This is a genomic window from Kitasatospora sp. NPDC041988 (assembly GCF_055588525.1).
In genome coordinates this window covers 9303-26783 of record NZ_JBVJCO010000071.1, presented here as the reverse complement: position 1 = coordinate 26783, position 17481 = coordinate 9303, and the positions used below count along the sequence as shown (strand labels likewise).

Genomic DNA, 17481 nt, shown 5'->3' with positions numbered 1-17481 from the left:
CCCCCCCCCCCCCCCCCCCCCCCCCCCCCCCCCCCCCCCCCCCCCCCCCCCCCCCCCCCCCCCCCCCCCCCCCCCCCCCCCCCCCCGATGCCGTTTCAGCCGGGCGTGTTGCCGTTTCGGGCAGGCCCTCCGACGGTCAGCCGGCACTGGCCGTCGGACGTGCAGGAGCGCTTCAGACGGCCCCGCGAGACGGTCTGCGCCAGCCCGACCGCCCAGCACATCGGGCACCCGCGCAGGGCGAGCACGCCCACCGGCAGGAGCAGGAGGGCAACCGGCCCGGCCACCGGAACCAGCGCGAACGAGCCGACCAGCGCGCCGAATCCCATCACGCCACGCGCCAGGTGCCGGGGCAGCGAGGCACTCGAGAAGTCGGGGCGGTCAGTCATCTCTTCCTCCGGCAGTCGGATCGGGTGTGTCCCGCAGCGTCTGCCGGACCGTCGCGCGGGCGCGGTGCAGCCGCGACTTCATCGCGGCGCCGCTCAGGCCCAGCGCATCGGCGACCGTCCGCCCGCTGAGGCCCTGCACGTCCCGCATCACCAGGACGCGGCGCTGGTCCGCCGGGAGGGCCGCGATCGCCGCCGCCACCCGCCCGGCCTCCAGACGTTGCAACGCCTCGTCCTCGGCCGACAGCTCGGCCTCGTCCCCCACCGGCGGGTGCTCGCGCACCAGCGTGCGCGCGCGGCGCAGGCACTCGTTGCGCACGATGCGGAACATCCACGACGCCAGCGCACCGGAGGCGCGCAGCATCCCGATCTTGCGGTACAGGATGATCAACGCCTCCTGCGCCGCGTCCTCGGCGTCCTCCGGCGAGGCGCACAACGACCGGGCGAACCGCCGCACGTGCGGGTGCGCGCCCGACACCAGGGCGGTGATCGAGTCGACGTCACCGCGCTGCGCGGCGAGGACCAACTGCTCACCCGGCCAGGCGGCGGAGTCAGCCACGGCCCCGCCCCCGCTTGCGCAACACGACCACACTGCAGGTGCACAGGAGCACCACGGTGACGGCGACGGCGATACCGATGATCACGACAACCTCCAGAGTCCGCCCCCGACGTTCGTCGGAGACATGTATAGGAGGCACGGGCATCGCCAAAGGATTCACCCCCGGCTCGGTCGGCCGTCAGGCGGCCTGAGTCGGCCTCATGTGACGGCTTCCAGCCCGCCAAACGCTGATGTCTCCGGCCATAGGGAACCGTCAGCCGGCCGGTACGCGTTCCGCGTCGAGCCAGACGGCGTTGAGGTACTGGTCGTCCCCGCGGAGACGGACGGTCGGCGGAAGGTCTCCACCGAGGGCGTCCAGGACTTCGCTGCGCGGGTAGCCGAAGAGGTCGATGCCGTGCAGGACAACCGGAGGGGTCAGGGCACGTGGCTCTCTGGTGAGGCTGATGCCGGCCAGGCCACGGGTGTCCTGATACTGACCGTAGCGGTCCACGACGTCACCGAAGGCGTCGAGCTCCAGCCCTTGGTGGCGTGCGGTGAAGGACCAGCCGGCGCCGCAGACCCACCCCGCGCGGACGTCCGCGACGGTGGCGACGGCCCATTGGGCAGTGCGCTCGTCCGCGCCGAGGCGGAGCGTGCCCGCACGGCCCGGGAGCCGGAGGCCCACCCCTGGGAGAAGCTCGAACATGTGGCGATGATTCCGACCGCACGCTCCCCGCCGCAAGCGGGATCAAAACATTGGCGCCCCCGCGACCCTTTGTGTCAGGATGACGATATGAGCAGCAAGTACACGGGGGACCCGCTCGACGCCCGCAACCGGGCCGAGCTGGTGGCCACGATCGCATCCGGCGCGCAGCCGAAGTGGCTGATGTTCTGGGGGCACCGGCCGCAGCGGGACGGGTCGATCGGGCAGGGGTCGCTCAGCCAGTGGTGGCCGTCCTCCTTCACCGTCGACGGGGTGACGTACGCCAGCGCCGAGCACTGGATGATGGCCGGGAAGGCCCGGATGTTCGGGGACGAGGCGATCGTGCCGCGCATTCTCGCCGCGCGCACGCCCGCCGAGACGAAGAAGCTGGGCCGGCTGGTCAAGGGCTTCGACGAACCCACCTGGGCGGCCGGGCGGTTCGAGCTCGTCGTCCAAGGCAACGTCGCCAAGTTCGGGCAGGACGAGGCCCTGCGCGAGTACCTCCTCGGCACCGAGAAGCGCGTCCTGGTCGAGGCCAGCCCGGTGGACCGGCTCTGGGGGATCGGGCTCGCCGCCGACGACGACCGGGCGCAGCGGCCGGCCGACTGGCGTGGGGAGAACCTGCTGGGCTTCGCCCTGATGGAGGCCCGCACCCGGCTGGCCGCATGAGCCTGATCGCACCCGTGCTGGACGGCACCGTGGTCGTGTCGGTGGGCGCCGCACTCGCCGTTGCACCAAGAGCATTGAGACAAAAGGAGCAGCCCGGACGCGGAGGCCCCGGGCCGGACGCCGCACTCGCTGCCGTCGTGGCGCTGATCCTCCTCAACCAGCTCGCGTTCGCCGTCTACGTCCGACGGGTCCACGGCGGGGACCCGTCGTTCATAGCGAACCACCTGCCGCCCGGCTGGTTCGCCCTGCCCCGGGGCAACCCTGTCATCGACTGGCTCGCCGCCCACATGCCCGCGCCGACGCTGCTCGCACCGTCCGTCCTGCGCGTCCAGGCGTTCCTCGAACTGCCGCTCGTGCTCCTCACGTTCGCCGCCGTGCTGCGCCGGCTGGACGCCGCGCTGTACCGAAGCGTGTTCCGCTCACCGCTCGTCCCGCTCGCCGCCGCGTCGTACACGGTCGCGTTCTGCGCCGTCGAGTGGGACCTGCGCAACCCGTACACCACCGACGACATCGTCCTCCGCACTCTCTCGGCGGTCGTCACCCCGATCGCACTGGCCAAGCTGGCCGCGCGAGAGCCGGCTGCCGAGGAACGGCCGACAACCGTGCGCCACTTGGCGCTCTTCGCCCTCGAACTCTGGGCGTACGGCGCCCTGATGCTCACCCTCTACGACACCGCACTGCTCTACAACCTCGCCCGGCTCGGCGACCGCCTCCCCACCGCCCTCGCCGCGGCCACCCTCCTCGCGGCCACCCGCTTCGCACCCCGATCGACCCGCCCCGCCGGCCCGAAAACGACGGCGCTCGCGGATTCCCTGCGCGCCGGGCTTGTGCTCTTTCTCGCCCCCGCACTCGCGATCCGCTACGACGGGAGTTTCGGCACACCCCGACTGGCCGCAGCAGCCGGTGCCGTGGTGCTCCTCGCGGCCACCGCCCGGGTCGCGGTCCGGCTGGCACTGCCCGCCGTGGCAGGCATCGCCGCAGGCTGGACGACCGTCCACTGGTCCGTGGCCGCGTACTACGAGGCCGCTCTCCTCCGCGCCGCGACCGCCGCACTGCTCGCCACCGTCACCGTTTGCTCACTCCTGGACACCAGTCGCAAACCATTGGACGCACTGCCGTAACGCAGTCGCCGTATACCGACGCCAGGATGACCCGCAGTCAGGGTCGAGATGGACAGATTGCGGCGATCATGCGGATACGGAACACAGCACAGCCCACAGCCCAGCACAGCGGTGAGAGCGAGCAGGACGCGCTCGAACTCCGTACGGAGCTGGACGAATTACTACGGGCCAAGCAGTACGCCAACCAGCGGGAACGCCGGCTCAGGGAGGCCGTGCGGGCCGTACCGGAGCGGCAGCGGCCGGACGGGGAGCTGTTGCGGCAGCTGGCCCAGGCGCGGACGCTGCGCGAGGGCCTCGGTGCGCGCTGCATCGAACTGAGCGAGCAGCTCACGGCGCTGGAGGACCGCCTGCGCCAGCCGGCCCCGCGGCAGGCCGCCCCGATCCCCCGCCAACCCACCGGAGCCCGCTTCGCGGACGGCGCGTTCGAGGAGGCGCCCGCCCTCGCAACGCCACAACCAGCTCCCCCGGCGCCCCCCGCCACCGGGGCCCGCTTCGGCAAACCCAAGCCCCGGCCCCAGCCCGAACCTGCGGAAACCACAGCCGCGCCCCCACCGGCCACTCAGGCCACTCAGGCCCCACCTGCTCCCCGGCGCCGCTCACCAGCCGAACTCGCCGCCCTCGCCGACCGGGTCACCACCCTGCACCGCCAAGGCGCCGCCCACGAGAGCGCCGCCCTGCTGAACGAGGCGGCCGCCCGCCTCCTGCCGCCCGACACCGCCCACCTGGCGGGCCTGCTCGCCAGGAGCGGCCCGCCCGGCACGTCCGTCCGGCTGGCCCGCGACGCGGCGCAGAGCACCCCCGCGCAGGCCGCCGGCACCCTCGCCGAACTGCGGCAGGCGGGTCTGGCCGCGGAGGCCGCCGAGCTGTTCCACGCCCTCTGGAGCTACCCGGCCGCCGCCCTGCCCGCGCTGCTGGCGGCGCTGGAGCGGGCCGGGCAGCACGCGGACAGCGCCACCCTGCTCTGGGAGTGGGGTTCCGCCCCGGCCGCCGAGCTGGCCGCACTCGCCACCGCGCTGGAGCGGGGCGGCCGCTCCGGCGACGCCCGGACGCTGCTGCGCCAGGCCGCGGGCCGGCCCACCGCCGATCTCACCGCACTGGCCACCAGCCTCCCCGCGCCGCTGCCCGCCGTGCTGCTGCACGAGCTGGCGGCGCTGCGCCCGCCGGCCGAGCTGGCCGCACTCGCCGCCGCCCTGGAGGCGCACCGGGAGCTGTACGGCGCGCTGCTGGCCGCCCTGACCGAGGACGAGGGCCGCCACCGCACCACCCTCGCGGCCCTCCGTACGGCCGGTCTGCCGACCACGACCGCCCCGGCCCGCTCCCGCTGGGGACGCCGGTAGACGGCAGGCAGTAGGAGGCGGCAGGCAGTAGCGCAGCAAGGCAGTGGACAGACAGCAGGGAGCCCCCGCCCGCCCGAAGGCGAACGGGGGCTCCCCGGCAGGCTGACGTCAGCAGCCGATCAGCCGCGCGGCCAGGTACGACTTCACCTGGTCCAGCGAGACCCGCTCCTGCGACATGGTGTCGCGGTCGCGCACGGTCACCGCGTTGTCCTCGAGGGTGTCGAAGTCGACGGTGACGCAGAACGGCGTGCCGATCTCGTCCTGGCGGCGGTAGCGCTTGCCGATCGCGCCGGCGTCGTCGAACTCGACGTTCCACGCGGTGCGCAGGTCGGCGGCGAGGCCGCGGGCCTTCGGCGAGAGGTCGGCGTTGCGCGAGAGCGGCAGGACGGCGACCTTGACCGGGGCCAGGCGCGGGTCGAGCCGCATGCCGACGCGCTTCTCCATGACGCCCTTGGCGTTGGGCGCCTCGTCCTCGAAGTAGGCGTCGATCAGGAAGGCCAGCATGGCGCGGTTGAGGCCCGCCGCCGGCTCGATGACGTACGGGAAGTACCGCTCGCCGGACTCCTGGTCGAAGTACTTGAGGTCCTGGCCGGAGGCCTCGCTGTGCACCGTGAGGTCGTAGTCGGTGCGGTTGGCGACGCCTTCGAGCTCGGAGAACTCCTGGCCGCCGAAGTTGAAGCGGTACTCGATGTCCACCGTGCGCTTGGCGTAGTGGGAGAGCTTCTCCTTCGGGTGCTCGAAGAAGCGCATGTTCTCGGTCCGCAGGCCGAGGTCGACGTACCAGTCCCAGCGCTGCTGGAGCCAGTAGTCGTGCCACTGCTCGTCCTCGCCCGGCTTGACGAAGAACTCCATCTCCATCTGCTCGAACTCGCGGGTGCGGAAGATGAAGTTGCCGGGGGTGATCTCGTTGCGGAAGCTCTTGCCGGTCTGGGCGATGCCGAACGGCGGCTTCTTGCGCGAGGTCGTCTGGACGGCCTTGAAGTTGGTGAAGATGCCCTGCGCCGTCTCCGGGCGCAGGTACGCCAGGCCACCGGCCTCCTCGGTGACGCCGAGGTGGGTCTTCAGCATGCCCGAGAACTCACGGGGCTCGGTGAAGGAGCCCTTGGTGCCGCAGTCGGGGCAGTTGATGTCCTTGAGGCCGTTCGGCGGCGGGAAGCCGTGCTTGGCCTCGTACTTCTCCTCCAGGTGGTCGGCCCGGTGGCGCTTGTGGCAGGAGAGGCACTCGGTCAGCGGGTCGTTGAAGGTGGCGACGTGGCCGGAGGCCTCCCAGACCTCGCGGGCCAGGATCACCGACGAGTCGAGGCCGACGACGTCCTCGCGGGCCTGGACCATCGCGCGCCACCACTGGCGCTTGATGTTTTCCTTCAGCTCGACACCCAGCGGTCCGTAGTCCCAGGCGGCACGAGTGCCGCCGTAGATCTCGCTGCAGGGGTAGACGAAGCCACGGCGCTTGCTCAGGCTGACGATCGTGTCGATCTTGTCGGCGGCCACAGTGCTCTCTTCAGTACGACGGCACGGTCAGGGCACGGCTGGTTGCGCGTACCCGAATACCTCAGGTTACCGGCCATACGGGTACGAGGTTCAAATCGGTATCGCCCTCCCTCCCCCGCCCATCGGAATCCCCCGTCCTCTCCCACTCATCGCCACCCCCTGTTCACCCGTCCGAGTGATTTGACAATCATTTCCATCTAACCTGAGAATGGTTGTCATGATGATCCGACGACCCGTCCGCACCGCCATAGCCCTGACCAGCACCGTCCTCGCCGGCACCCTCCTGCTCACCGCCTGCGGCGGGGACAGCAACGCCCAGGGCAGCGGCGGCAAGCTGGACGTCGTCGCCTCCTTCTACCCGATGGAGTACCTCGCCTCGCAGATCGGCGGCGAGCACGTCAAGGTCACCGACCTCACCGCGGCCGGCGTCGAGCCGCACGACCTGGAGCTCACCGCCAAGCAGGTCGGGAGCATCAAGAAGGCCGGCGCCGTCGTCTACCTCAAGGGCCTCCAGCCCACCGTGGACAAGGCCGTCGCCGGCTCCGACGCCAAGCACGTCATCGACGCCACCGCCGCCAGCCCGCTCGTCGACCACCACCTCGACGAGGGCCACTCCGAGGGCGACGGCCACGACCACGCCGAGGCCGCCGGCGACCCGCACATCTGGCTCGACCCGACCCGGTACGCGGCGGTCGCCAAGAACGTCGGCGCCGAGTTCGCCAAGGCCGACCCGGCGCACGCGGCCGACTACCAGAAGAACACCGACGACCTGGTCGGCAGGCTCACCACCCTGGACCAGGAGTTCCGGGACGGCCTGAAGGACGCCAGGAGCAGGACCTTCGTCACCAGCCACGCCGCCTTCGGCTACCTCGCCGAGCACTACGGCCTCACCCAGGTCGCCATCAACGGCGTCGACCCGGAGTCCGAGCCCACCCCGGCCCGCCTCGCCGAGGTCCAGAAGGCCGCCAAGGACAACGGCGTCACCACGGTCTTCTTCGAGACCCTGGTCAGCCCCAAGCTCGCCGAGACCGTCGCCAAGGACCTCGGCCTCAAGACCGCCGTCCTGGACCCGCTGGAGGGCGTCAAGGACCCCGCCAAGGACGACTACCTGACGGTGATGAAGCAGAACCTCGCCAACCTCCGGGCCGCCCTCGGCGCGACCACCCCGGCGAGCACCCCCGCGGCCGCCGACGCCACCACCCCGGCCGCCCCTGCCGCGACCACCCCCGCGACCACCAGCTGACGGGACGACAGCACCCCATGACCCACCCGACACCCCCGGCCGTCTGCCTCTGCAACGCCGTCGCCTCGCGCGGCGGCCGGCCGGTGCTGCGCGGCGTCGACCTCACCGTGAAGCCCGGTGAGGTCGTCGCGCTGCTCGGCGCCAACGGCTCCGGCAAGTCCACCACCGTCAAGGCCGTGATCGGCGCCGTCCCGCTGGACCAGGGCGGCCTGGAGCTGTTCGGCACGCCGTTCGCCAAGTTCCGCGCCTGGCACCGGATCGGGTACGTCCCGCAGCGCACCACCGCCGCTTCCGGCGTCCCGGCCACCGTCCGCGAGGTGGTCTCCACCGGGCGGCTGCCGCAGCACGGGCTACTGCCGTTCCGCCGCAAGGACCGCGAGGCGGTGGACCGCGCGCTCGCCGCCGTCGGCATGCTGGAACGGGCCGGGGACGGCGTAGCCGACCTCTCCGGCGGCCAGCAGCAGCGGGTGCTGATCGCCCGCGCCCTGGTCGGCTCCCCCGACCTGCTGATCATGGACGAGCCGATGGCCGGCGTGGACGCCGCCAGCCAGCAGGTACTCGCCGACACCCTGCGCTCCGAGGTCGCGCGCGGCGCCGCCGTGCTGCTGGTGCTGCACGAACTCGGGCCGCTGGAGCCGCTGATCGACCGCGCGGTGGTGCTCCGCGACGGCTGCGTCGCCCACGACGGCCCGCCCGTCCCCAACACCGGGCTGCACGCACTCCCCGGCCACGACCACGTCCACCCGCACGCGGACCTCCACCAGACCCAGGGACTGCTGGCATGACCGAGATGCTCAGTTACGACTTCATGCAGCGGGCGCTGCTCGCCGCCGTCCTGGTCGGCATCACCGCGCCCGCCGTCGGCATCTACCTGGTCCAGCGGCGCCAGGCGCTGATGGGTGACGGCATGGGCCACGTCGCGATGACCGGCGTCGGCCTCGGCTTCATCTTCGACACCAGCCCGGTCTGGATGGCCGTGCTGGTCTGCGTGCTCGGCGCCGTCACCATGGAGCTGGTCCGCTCGCGCGGCAACCAGCGCGGCGACATCGCCCTCGCGATGCTCTTCTACGGCGGCATGGCCTGCGGCAAGCTGCTGGTCTCCAAGTCCGCCCAGGCCGGCGCCGGCTCCCTGGAGTCCTACCTGTGGGGCTCCATTCTGACCGTCGCCCCCGCCGACCTCGCCACCATCGCGGCCCTCGGCGCCGTGGTGATCGCCGTCACCGTCGGCCTGCGCCGCCAGCTCTTCGCGATCTGCCAGGACGAGGACTTCGCCAGGGTCACCGGCCTGCCGGTGCGCTTCCTCAACCTGCTGCTCGCGGTGATGGCCGCGGTCACCGTCACCGTCGCCATGCGGGTGGTCGGCCTGCTGCTGGTCAGCGCGCTGATGGTGGTCCCGGTGGTGGCCGCCCAGCAGCTCACCCGTTCCTTCGCCGCCACCCAGGCCGCCTCGATCGCGCTCGGCGTGGTGGTCGCGCTGGCCGGCGTCACCGGCTCCTACCATCTGGACGTCCCCTCCGGCCCGGCCATCGTGCTGCTCGCCATCGCCGTGTTCGCGGTCTTCAGCGCGATCGCCGCCCCGCTGGCCCGCCGCCGGCACCGGACGGCGGCCGACTCCGGACCGCAGGTCTGCGACGTCCAACTGCCCGGGCAGGGCCCGACCGACGTGACCACTCCGGAGCGGAGGGCGGGGCTGGCACAATGAGGTGCGAGACGCCCACACCCCCAGGAGGACCCACGGTGACCACCGCAGGCCCGTCGCCGCGCGCCCGCTCGACTCGGCAACGTGCCGCCGTCTCGGCGGCCCTGGACGAGATCGAGGACTTCCGCAGCGCGCAGGAGCTCCACGACATGCTCAAGCACCGGGGTGACTCGGTGGGCCTGACCACGGTCTACCGCACCCTGCAGTCGCTCGCCGACGCGGGCGAGGTGGACGTGCTGCGCACCGCCGACGGAGAGGCGGTCTACCGCCGCTGCAGCAGCGGGCACCACCACCACCTGGTCTGCCGGCACTGCGGCGCCACCGTCGAGGTGGAGGGTCCGGCCGTCGAACGCTGGGCCAACTCGGTCGCCGCCGAGCACGGCTTCAGCGACATCGCGCACACGCTGGAGATCTTCGGCACCTGCGCGGAGTGCGCCAAGAAGGCCTGATCACCGCACGCCGAAGGGCCCGTGGGACTCCTCGTCCCACGGGCCCTTCGGCGTGCGCCCGGACGCGGGTGCCCATACGCGGGTGCCCGGAGTCACGCGTGCACAGGCGTGCGCTCAGCGCTGCGCGGGCAGCTCCGGGGCCACCTCGTTCGGGATCGCCCCGCCGAAGCGCCGGTCGCGCATCGCGTACTGCTCGCAGGCCCGCCAGAGGTCCCGGCGGTCGAAGTCCGGCCAGAGCACGTCCTGGAACACGAACTCGGCGTACGCGGACTGCCAGAGCAGGAAGTTGGACGTCCGCTGCTCGCCGCTCGGGCGCAGGAAGAGGTCCACGTCCGGCATGTCCGGGTGGTACAGGTACTTCGCGATGGTCTTCTCGTTGACCTTCTTCGGGTCCAGCTTCCCGGCCGCGACATCGGCCGCGATGGCCGCCATGGCGTCCGCGATCTCGGCCCGGCCGCCGTAGTTGACGCACATGTAGAGCGTGACGGCGTCGTTCTCCTTGGTCTGCTCCTCGGCGACCTGGAGCTCCTGGACGACGCTCTTCCAGAGCTTGGGCATCCGGCCGGCCCAGCGGATCCGCACGCCCATCGCGTCCATCTCGTCCCGGCGGCGGCGGATGACGTCCCGGTTGAAGTTCATCAGGAACTTCACCTCGTCGGGCGAGCGCTTCCAGTTCTCGGTGGAGAACGCGTACAGCGAGATGTTCTTCACGCCGAGCTCGATCGCGCCCTTGAGGACGTCCAGCACCACGGACTCGCCGACCTTGTGGCCCTCGGTGCGCGGCAGCCCGCGCTCCTTGGCCCAGCGGCCGTTGCCGTCCATCACGATCGCGACGTGGTCGGGGACCAGCTCACCGGGGATCTTCGGCGGCTTGGCGCCACTGGGATGCGGGGTCGGGGGGAGGTACTCCCGCTGCTTGCCGCCGCCGAAGAGCCGTCGCGCTGCCATGTGCTCACTTCTCCACGTATCTCATCGAGCGGATGCCCCGCTCCAGGTGCCACTGCAGATAGGCCGCGACCAGGCCGCTGCCCTCCCGCCAGTACCTCGGCTCGCAGGTGTCGGCCGTCTGCCAGTCCCCTGACAGCAGCGCCCCGAGCAGTACCAGTGTCTCAGGGGAGGGTACGGCACATCCGGGCACTCGGCAGTCCCCGCAGAGCACGCCGCCCGCCTGGAGCGAGAAGAACCGGTTCGGGCCCTCCAGCCCGCACTTGGCGCAGTCGGTGAAGCTCGCGCCGTACCCGTTCACGGCGAGCGAGCGGAGCAGGAAGGCGTCCAGCACCAGGTGCGACTCGTGCAGCCCGGCGGCCAGCGTGCGCAGGCCGCCGACCAGCAGCAGGTACTGCTGCACGGCCGGCTCGCCCTCGTTCTCGGCGAACCGTTCCGCCGTCTCCAGCATGGCCGTCCCGGCGGTGTAGCGGCCGTAGTCGGTGACGATGGAGCCGCCGTACGGGGCGATCGTCTCCACCTGGGTGCAGAGCGGCAGGCCGCGGCCGATCAGGTCGCTCCCGCGGCTGAAGAACTGCACGTCCACGTGCGAGAACGGCTCCAGCCGGGCGCCGAACTTGGACTTGGTCTTGCGCACCCCACGCGCCACCGCCCGCACCTTGCCGTGCTGGCGGGTGAGCAGGGTGATGATCCGGTCGGCCTCGCCGAGCTTCTGCGCCCGGAGCACCACGCCGTCGTCCCTGAACAGACTCATGCGCCCACCTCGCGGCCGGCGACGGGCGGTCGGGCATCGAACAGTGTGGACATCCCACCATTGTCGCGCAGGAACGGCGGCAGCCGTGTGGCCCGCACCGGGGCCCGTGGGGGAGGTGCCCGGAGGGTGCGGGTCACGGCGGGCCCGGGGGTGGGGGCACCTCCCGGCCGAAGGCCGGGGCGGATCGGGCCCGGTTTGTGGGGGTCTGGGAGGAAGGCAGGGGGATGAACCGGAGGGTGGAGGCGGGGCCTAGTGCGAGGTGCGGGTCGCCGCCTCCAGCAGTGCCCCGACGGTGGCCTGCGGCAGGTCCAGACAGCGCCCGACCTCGGCCAGCGCCTCGCGCTCCTGCGGCAGGTAGCGGCCGTCGGCGAGGGCGATCGCCGCTCCCTGGAGCAGCAGCCGCTCCCGCCCCTGATGGGCGAGGTGCGGGGCGAGCGGTTCGAGCACCGCGTGCAGCTCCGCGGCCAGGCCGCCGGCGTCCCCCAGCCTCCGGCCGGGAGGTGCCCCCATGTCGTGGGCGTCGTAGAGCTCCCCGCCGAGACCGGAGAGCGCGGCCAGCGCCGCCAGCACCTGGGCCTCGCCGCAGTCCTCGAAGCCGGCCTCCCGGACGGCCGTGCAGGCCGCCTCGCGGGCCGCCCGTCGGGCGGTGCCGCCGGCCGCCAGCAGGACCAGCGCCACGGTGTACTGGGCGTCGCGCAGCATCGCGCCGAGGCGGACGCAGGTGGGGTGTTCCAGGCTCTCCATCCCGTACCGGCCGTGGCAGGTGGTGCACTGCACACTGCCGAGGACCGGGCCGAGCGGCAGGACCGGGGTGCCGAGCAACCGCAGCCACCGCCGGCCGTGCTGCCGGCGGTAGTTGCGGTCCCCGCCACAGCCCGGGCAGAAGAAGTCGCCGAGAACGTCGGTCCGCCACCGCGGGCGAACACCCCACAACCCTGTCACGGCGCCACTCCCCAGACATGGCAGGCGGCCTGCACAACAATGGGCAGGTCACGCGACCGGACACCGAGGCCGTCCCACCGACCCGGCTTTCCGGTGCGTCGATGTTGCCATGGTTACCGGCACGTGTCAGTACCTCGAACGGCCCGGGGACCGAAAAAATGTGGCGCAGGCCACAGTGCGTACGCCCTCCTCCGCCCGGGGCCGCCGGAAACGCCGCCGGGCCGCCCCGAAGGACGGCCCGGCGAATACCACTCGTACGAACTACCCGCGCTGCACGCGGTTGACGGCACTGATCATCGCCTTCAGCGAGGCCAGCACGGTGTTGCCGTCGATGCCGACGCCCCACAGCACCTTGCCGTCCACGGCGCACTCGACGTACGCGGCCGCCTGGGCGTCGCCGCCCTCGCTCAGCGCGTGCTCGGCGTAGTCCAGCACGCGGACGTCCACGCCGATCTGGGCCAGCGCGTCGGCGAACGCGGAGACCGGGCCGTTGCCGGTACCGGCCAGGGTGACCGGCACGCCGTCGACCACGGCCTCGGCGGTCAGCGCGTCCCGGCCGTCCTCGGTGGTCAGGCTGCGCGAGCCGGCCAGCGAGATCCGGCCCCACGGGTTGTCGGTGGTCGGCAGGTACTCGTCCTGGAAGACCGCCCAGATCGCGGCCGGGGTGACCTCGCCGCCCTCGGCGTCGGTCTTGGCCTGGATGATCCGGGAGAACTCGATCTGCATCCGGCGCGGCAGGTCCAGCTTGTGGTCGTTCTTCAGGACGTACGCGACACCGCCCTTGCCGGACTGGCTGTTGACCCGGATGACCGCCTCGTACGTCCGGCCGACGTCCTTCGGGTCGATCGGCAGGTACGGCACGCCCCAGGTGTGCTCGTCCACCGGTACGCCGGCCGCCTTGGCGTCGGCCTCCAGGGCGTCGAAGCCCTTCTTGATCGCGTCCTGGTGCGAACCGGAGAAGGAGGTGTACACCAGGTCGCCGGCGTACGGGTGGCGCGGGTGCACCTCCATCTGGTTGCAGTACTCGGCGGTGCGGCGGACCTCGTCGATGTCGGAGAAGTCGATCTGCGGGTCGACGCCCTGCGAGAACAGGTTCATGCCCAGGGTGACCAGGTCGACGTTGCCGGTCCGCTCGCCCTGGCCGAACAGGCAGCCCTCGATCCGGTCGGCGCCGGCCATGTAGGCCAGCTCGGCGGAGGCGACGGCGGTGCCGCGGTCGTTGTGCGGGTGCACCGACAGGCAGACGTACTCGCGGCGCGACAGGTTGCGGGACATCCACTCGAACTGGTCGGCCTGGACGTTCGGGGTGGCCCGCTCGATGGTGGCCGGCAGGTTCAGGATGATCTCGCGGCCCTCGCCCGGCTGCCAGACGTCCATCACCGCCTCGCAGACCTCCAGCGCGAAGTCCAGCTCGGTGTCGACGAAGATCTCCGGCGAGTACTGGTAGCCGAAGACGGTGTCGTCGCCCAGCAGCTTCTCCGCGTACTCCATCACCAGCCGGGTGCCGTCGGTGGCGATCGCCTTGGTGGCCGCCTGGTCGTTGCGGAACACCACCCGGCGGAACAGCGGGGCGGTCGCGTTGTACAGGTGGACGGTGGCGCGCGGGGCGCCGACCAGCGACTCGACGGTCTTCTCGATCAGCTCCTCGCGGGCCTGCGTCAGCACCGAGATGGTGACGTCCTCCGGGATCGCCCCCTCCTCGATCAGCGACCGTACGAAGGCGTGGTCGGTGGCGCCGGAGGAGGGGAAGCCGACCTCGATCTCCTTGTAGCCCATCTTCACCAGCAGGTCGAACATCTTGCGCTTGCGGGCCGGGGACATCGGGTCGATCAGCGCCTGGTTGCCGTCCCGCAGGTCGGTGGAGAGCCAGCGCGGCGCCTTGGTGATCACCTTCGAGGGCCAGGTGCGGTCCGCCAGGTCGACGGTGCCGAACGGCAGGTAGCGCCCGTGCCGCATGCCCGCGGGCTGCTGGCGCACGCTCGCGGCGGTGATCGGGGTCGGACGGTCGACGAACGCGCGGCCGGCGGGGATGGACGCGGCGGAGCTCTGCTGGGTCATGGAGGTGACTCTCGGCTTCCTGTGATGCGGGGCGTGTCGGGGTGAGGTGGACACCCGACTGACCGGCCTGCTGCCGCTCGCGACCCCTCGGTGGGCCGCAGAATTGCTACGCGCACAGCACAGTCCCCGCGGCGAGGGAGCCGGCCCTGATGGACTACAGGCCCTCGACGCGGCAGCTAAGAAGAAGCAGCCCATTGCGCATGATGTCGTCCAGCGTAACCGAGGACCACGCGCCCCCGAAGCGAGCAGGGCGGACATTCCACCCCTTGAGACGGAGGCGACTTCCGTCCGCGCCGGTGACAACACGTCACGCTTGCCTCACTCTTGGCCACATGACCGCTGAACCGGCGCTCTGCGCGATCGTTCCGCCCTATGTCCTGGACCGCCTCGCCGAGGACGGTCACGAGCCCGCCGCCCGCTCCCTCGCCCTGGACGCCGTGCACCGCACGGCCCGCCTCACCGCCGTCCCCGCCCCACCCGCCGCCGGCCGCCTGGACCGGGTGATCGGGGACGCCGGCCATACCGAACGGCTGCCCGGCCGAACCGTCCGCCGGGAGGGCCAGAGCCCCGTCCAGGACGAGTCCGTCAACCACGCCTACGACGGCCTCGGCGCCACCTTCGAGCTCTTCGCCGACGCGTACGGGCGCCGCTCGATCGACGACCAGGGCCTGCGCCTGGACGCCACCGTGCACTACGGCCTGCACTACGACAACGCCTTCTGGGACGGCCACCGGATGGTCTTCGGGGACGGCGACGGCGAGGTGTTCGGCGACTTCACCGCCTGCATCGACGTCATCGGCCACGAACTCACCCACGGCGTCACCCAGTTCACCGCGGGCCTGGAGTACAGCGGGCAGTCCGGCGCGCTCAACGAGTCCGTCTCCGACGTCTTCGGCTCGCTGGTCAAGCAGTACGCGCTCCACCAGGACGCCGCCGACGCGGACTGGCTGATCGGCGCCGGGCTGCTCGCCCCCGGCGTGCAGGGCGTGGCGCTGCGCTCGATGAAGGCGCCCGGCACCGCGTACGACGACCCCCGGCTCGGCAAGGACCCGCAGCCGGCCCACCTGCGCGACTACGTGCGCACCGCCCAGGACAACGGCGGCGTGCACATCAACTCCGGCATCCCCAACCACGCGTTCTACCTGCTGGCCACCGCACTCGGCGGCCCGGCCTGGGAGCGGGCCGGGCGGATCTGGTACGACACGCTGACCGGCCGGCGGCTGCCCTCCGACGCCGGCTTCACCGCCTTCGCCCGGGCCACCGTGGCGGCGGCCAAGGCCCGCTACCCGGAGCCCTCGGTGGCCGACACGGTGACGGCGGCCTGGGCGAAGGTCGGCATCAGCACCGCCTGAGCCGTTGAGGCGGAGTTGAGCCGGGCTTGAGACCCGCAAAGGTCAAGGTCCGGAAAAAGCCCGGCAAACAACCATCCGTGCGTAGCACCATGGACACCATGCGTATCCAGGTGACCCGGACCGGCGGCCTTGCGGGGCGCGCCCTCCACGCGGAGCTCGACACCACCGAGCGGACGGACGCCCCGCACGTGCACGCGCTCGCCCGCGAGGCCGTCGCGGGCGGGCTGCGGTCGCCCTCCTACGGGGTGCCCGACGGCTTCCACTACGAGATCACGGTCGACGGCCGGACGGTGCACTGCGCCGACCCCAAGCTCACCGACTCGCAGCGGGAGCTGGTCTCACTGGTGCTGCGCGAGGGTGCGTAGGCCTTCGGCCGGCCCTCGCGCGGCACGCGGGCCCGCCCGGACGCCGACGGAGTGCGGACGGCGAAGGCCCGCCCGGAGACGTCCGGGCGGGCCCTGTGCCGTGGTCCGGGCGGGTCAGAAGCCCAGCTTGCGCAGCTGCTTCGGGTCCCGCTGCCAGTCCTTGGCCACCTTGACGTGCAGGTCCAGGTAGACCGGCGTGCCGAGCAGGGCCTCGATGTGCTTGCGGGCGGTGGTTCCGACGTGCTTGAGGCGGGAGCCCTTGGCGCCGATCACGATCGCCTTCTGGCTCTGCCGCTCGATGTAGACGTTGGCGTGGATGTCCAGCAGCGGACGGTCCGCCGGGCGGCCCTCGCGCGGGATCATCTCCTCGACCACCACGGCCAGCGAGTGCGGCAGCTCGTCCCGGACGCCCTCCAGCGCCGCCTCGCGGATCAGCTCGGCGACCATGATCTGCTCGGGCTCGTCGGTGAGGTCGCCGTCCGGGTAGAGCGGCATGCCCTCCGGGAGCAGCTTGGTGATCAGCTCGGCGACCAGGGCCACCTGCTTGTCGCCGACGGCCGAGACCGGGATGATCTCGGCCCACTCGATGCCCAGCTCGACGCCGAGCTGGTGGATGGCGATCAGCTGCTCGGCCAGCCGCTTGGAGTCGACCAGGTCGGTCTTGGTGACGATGGCCACCTTGGGGGTCTTCTTGATCTCGGCGAGTTCCTTGGCGATGAACTTGTCGCCGGGGCCGAGCTTCTGGTCGGCGGGCAGGCAGAAGCCGATCACGTCGACCTCGGCCCAGGTGGAGCGGACCAGGTCGTTGAGACGCTCGCCGAGCAGGGTGCGCGGCTTGTGCAGACCGGGGGTGTCGACCAGGACGAGCTGGGCGTCCGGGCGGTGCACGATGCCGCGCACGGTGTGCCGGGTGGTCTGCGGACGGTCGGAGGTGATCGCGACCTTCGTCCCCACCAGGGCGTTGGTCAGGGTCGACTTGCCCGCGTTGGGCCGGCCGACGAAGCACGCGAAGCCGGAGCGGTACGAGGAGGAAGGGGCACTCATGCGCTCCATTCTCCCTGATCACCGGGAGCCCGACGGACGCGGCCGTCCGAACGGCGTCCGATCAGCTCTTGTCGCCACCGCCAAGCGAGGCCAATCCCATGATCAGCACCAGCAGCAGGAAGGCCACCGAGCCCCAGAGCCAGAACGGCGAGCCGGTCTCCTGCCACTTGCCCATCCCCATCACGCCCAGCAGCAGCCCCGCGAAGAACGCGAACGGCCCCATCTCCCCAGCCCCCTCACCGCAACCCACTCCCGGTGAGATTATCTGCCGATCGCAGACGGCGGAGGGGGGGGGGGGGGGGGGGGGGGGGGGGGGGGGGGGGGGGGGGGGGGGGGGGGGGGGGGGGGGGGAGGGGACGGGGGGGGGGGTTTATGATAGGCGGAAAGT

General features: G+C 72.0%; 19 protein-coding genes. 9 read left to right on the top strand and 10 right to left on the bottom strand.

The features are described 5' to 3' along the window. Nucleotides 1-95 precede the first annotated feature (95 nt). The 3 genes from ACZ6NC_RS39895 to ACZ6NC_RS39885 form a co-directional block, all read right to left on the bottom strand. On the bottom strand, nt 96-386 hold the full coding sequence (locus ACZ6NC_RS39895) for a hypothetical protein (RefSeq protein WP_465738793.1): 291 nt from the start codon (nt 384-386) through the stop codon (nt 96-98). Beyond that, nucleotides 379-942, bottom strand: a complete 564-nt coding sequence (locus ACZ6NC_RS39890; RefSeq protein ID WP_465738792.1) for an RNA polymerase sigma factor — start codon at nt 940-942, stop codon at nt 379-381. Before ACZ6NC_RS39890 ends, ACZ6NC_RS39895 begins: the two co-directional genes overlap by 8 nt. A gap of 253 nt (nt 943-1195) precedes the next feature. Further along, a complete protein-coding gene (locus ACZ6NC_RS39885) occupies nt 1196-1627 on the bottom strand; it encodes a hypothetical protein (RefSeq protein ID WP_465738791.1) in 432 nt (143 codons plus the stop codon). Nucleotides 1628-1714: 87 nt separating this feature from the next. Between ACZ6NC_RS39885 and ACZ6NC_RS39880 the strand changes: the two genes are divergently transcribed. The 3 genes from ACZ6NC_RS39880 to ACZ6NC_RS39870 all read left to right on the top strand — a co-directional run bounded on the left by ACZ6NC_RS39880 (nt 1715) and on the right by ACZ6NC_RS39870 (nt 4751). Next, a complete protein-coding gene (locus tag ACZ6NC_RS39880) occupies nt 1715-2293 on the top strand; it encodes an NADAR family protein (protein ID WP_465738790.1) in 579 nt (192 codons plus the stop codon). Next, entirely contained in the window at nt 2290-3414 is a 1125-nt protein-coding gene (locus ACZ6NC_RS39875; protein ID WP_465738789.1) for a hypothetical protein, read from the top strand. The genes ACZ6NC_RS39880 and ACZ6NC_RS39875 overlap by 4 nt, the downstream gene beginning before the upstream one ends. Before the next feature lie 68 nt (nt 3415-3482). Beyond that, nucleotides 3483-4751, top strand: a complete 1269-nt coding sequence (locus ACZ6NC_RS39870) for a hypothetical protein (protein WP_465738788.1) — start codon at nt 3483-3485, stop codon at nt 4749-4751. Nucleotides 4752-4859: 108 nt separating this feature from the next. Here ACZ6NC_RS39870 and ACZ6NC_RS39865 read toward each other — a convergent pair whose 3' ends face one another. Further along, a complete protein-coding gene (locus ACZ6NC_RS39865) occupies nt 4860-6242 on the bottom strand; it encodes a glycine--tRNA ligase (RefSeq protein ID WP_396323240.1) in 1383 nt (460 codons plus the stop codon). Nucleotides 6243-6459: 217 nt separating this feature from the next. Between ACZ6NC_RS39865 and ACZ6NC_RS39860 the strand changes: the two genes are divergently transcribed. From ACZ6NC_RS39860 to ACZ6NC_RS39845, 4 genes are read left to right on the top strand one after another with little or no spacing between them, the layout of a single operon-like run. After that, nucleotides 6460-7485 carry a metal ABC transporter substrate-binding protein gene (locus tag ACZ6NC_RS39860; RefSeq protein ID WP_465738787.1) on the top strand — a complete coding sequence of 342 codons (1026 nt, stop codon included), beginning with the start codon at nt 6460-6462 and terminating at the stop codon, nt 7483-7485. A gap of 17 nt (nt 7486-7502) precedes the next feature. Next, nucleotides 7503-8270: a metal ABC transporter ATP-binding protein gene (locus ACZ6NC_RS39855; protein WP_465738786.1), complete on the top strand. Its 768-nt coding sequence runs from the start codon at nt 7503-7505 to the stop codon at nt 8268-8270. Then, a complete protein-coding gene (locus ACZ6NC_RS39850) occupies nt 8267-9187 on the top strand; it encodes a metal ABC transporter permease (protein WP_465738785.1) in 921 nt (306 codons plus the stop codon). Before ACZ6NC_RS39855 ends, ACZ6NC_RS39850 begins: the two co-directional genes overlap by 4 nt. Nucleotides 9188-9222: 35 nt before the next feature. Beyond that, a complete protein-coding gene (locus tag ACZ6NC_RS39845; RefSeq protein ID WP_329487566.1) occupies nt 9223-9633 on the top strand; it encodes a Fur family transcriptional regulator in 411 nt (136 codons plus the stop codon). Nucleotides 9634-9747: 114 nt separating this feature from the next. Here ACZ6NC_RS39845 and ACZ6NC_RS39840 read toward each other — a convergent pair whose 3' ends face one another. From ACZ6NC_RS39840 to leuA, 4 genes are all read right to left on the bottom strand, one after another. Continuing rightward, complete coding sequence (locus ACZ6NC_RS39840; RefSeq protein WP_465738784.1) at nt 9748-10581, bottom strand: isoprenyl transferase; 834 nt, start codon at nt 10579-10581, stop codon at nt 9748-9750. A gap of 4 nt (nt 10582-10585) precedes the next feature. Next, nucleotides 10586-11332 carry a DNA repair protein RecO gene (recO, locus tag ACZ6NC_RS39835; protein ID WP_465738783.1) on the bottom strand — a complete coding sequence of 249 codons (747 nt, stop codon included), beginning with the start codon at nt 11330-11332 and terminating at the stop codon, nt 10586-10588. A gap of 249 nt (nt 11333-11581) precedes the next feature. Continuing rightward, nucleotides 11582-12274 carry a TerB family tellurite resistance protein gene (locus ACZ6NC_RS39830; RefSeq protein ID WP_465738782.1) on the bottom strand — a complete coding sequence of 231 codons (693 nt, stop codon included), beginning with the start codon at nt 12272-12274 and terminating at the stop codon, nt 11582-11584. Nucleotides 12275-12535: 261 nt separating this feature from the next. Next, nucleotides 12536-14332, bottom strand: coding sequence for a 2-isopropylmalate synthase (gene leuA, locus ACZ6NC_RS39825; RefSeq protein WP_465738781.1), 1797 nt, complete (start codon nt 14330-14332; stop codon nt 12536-12538). Between the two features lie 332 nt (nt 14333-14664). Here leuA and ACZ6NC_RS39820 point away from each other — a divergent pair, with 332 nt between their 5' ends. Continuing rightward, complete coding sequence (locus tag ACZ6NC_RS39820; protein ID WP_465738780.1) at nt 14665-15684, top strand: M4 family metallopeptidase; 1020 nt, start codon at nt 14665-14667, stop codon at nt 15682-15684. A 98-nt stretch (nt 15685-15782) separates the two neighbouring features. Next, a complete protein-coding gene (locus ACZ6NC_RS39815; RefSeq protein WP_396323231.1) occupies nt 15783-16049 on the top strand; it encodes a protealysin inhibitor emfourin in 267 nt (88 codons plus the stop codon). Between the two features lie 114 nt (nt 16050-16163). Here the strand turns inward: ACZ6NC_RS39815 and era are convergent, their stop codons facing one another. Together era and ACZ6NC_RS39805 are read right to left on the bottom strand one after the other, a co-directional pair. Further along, nucleotides 16164-17093 carry a GTPase Era gene (era, locus tag ACZ6NC_RS39810; RefSeq protein WP_465738779.1) on the bottom strand — a complete coding sequence of 310 codons (930 nt, stop codon included), beginning with the start codon at nt 17091-17093 and terminating at the stop codon, nt 16164-16166. Between the two features lie 61 nt (nt 17094-17154). Further along, nucleotides 17155-17343, bottom strand: coding sequence for a hypothetical protein (locus ACZ6NC_RS39805; RefSeq protein ID WP_465738778.1), 189 nt, complete (start codon nt 17341-17343; stop codon nt 17155-17157). Nucleotides 17344-17481 lie beyond the last annotated feature (138 nt).

Excerpts from the sequence above, each read along its gene's own strand:
- era (WP_465738779.1), bottom strand. The coding sequence starts at position 17,093 with ATGAGTGCCCCTTCCTCCTCGTACCGCTCCGGCTTCGCGTGCTTCGTC.
- ACZ6NC_RS39875 (WP_465738789.1), top strand. The coding sequence starts at position 2,290 with ATGAGCCTGATCGCACCCGTGCTGGACGGCACCGTGGTCGTGTCGGTG.
- ACZ6NC_RS39895 (WP_465738793.1), bottom strand. The coding sequence starts at position 386 with ATGACTGACCGCCCCGACTTCTCGAGTGCCTCGCTGCCCCGGCACCTG.
- ACZ6NC_RS39880 (WP_465738790.1), top strand. The coding sequence starts at position 1,715 with ATGAGCAGCAAGTACACGGGGGACCCGCTCGACGCCCGCAACCGGGCC.
- ACZ6NC_RS39850 (WP_465738785.1), top strand. The coding sequence starts at position 8,267 with ATGACCGAGATGCTCAGTTACGACTTCATGCAGCGGGCGCTGCTCGCC.
- ACZ6NC_RS39885 (WP_465738791.1), bottom strand. The coding sequence starts at position 1,627 with ATGTTCGAGCTTCTCCCAGGGGTGGGCCTCCGGCTCCCGGGCCGTGCG.
- ACZ6NC_RS39870 (WP_465738788.1), top strand. The coding sequence starts at position 3,483 with ATGCGGATACGGAACACAGCACAGCCCACAGCCCAGCACAGCGGTGAG.
- ACZ6NC_RS39855 (WP_465738786.1), top strand. The coding sequence starts at position 7,503 with ATGACCCACCCGACACCCCCGGCCGTCTGCCTCTGCAACGCCGTCGCC.
- ACZ6NC_RS39815 (WP_396323231.1), top strand. The coding sequence starts at position 15,783 with ATGCGTATCCAGGTGACCCGGACCGGCGGCCTTGCGGGGCGCGCCCTC.
- recO (WP_465738783.1), bottom strand. The coding sequence starts at position 11,332 with ATGAGTCTGTTCAGGGACGACGGCGTGGTGCTCCGGGCGCAGAAGCTC.
- ACZ6NC_RS39840 (WP_465738784.1), bottom strand. The coding sequence starts at position 10,581 with ATGGCAGCGCGACGGCTCTTCGGCGGCGGCAAGCAGCGGGAGTACCTC.
- leuA (WP_465738781.1), bottom strand. The coding sequence starts at position 14,332 with ATGACCCAGCAGAGCTCCGCCGCGTCCATCCCCGCCGGCCGCGCGTTC.
- ACZ6NC_RS39860 (WP_465738787.1), top strand. The coding sequence starts at position 6,460 with ATGATGATCCGACGACCCGTCCGCACCGCCATAGCCCTGACCAGCACC.
- ACZ6NC_RS39820 (WP_465738780.1), top strand. The coding sequence starts at position 14,665 with ATGACCGCTGAACCGGCGCTCTGCGCGATCGTTCCGCCCTATGTCCTG.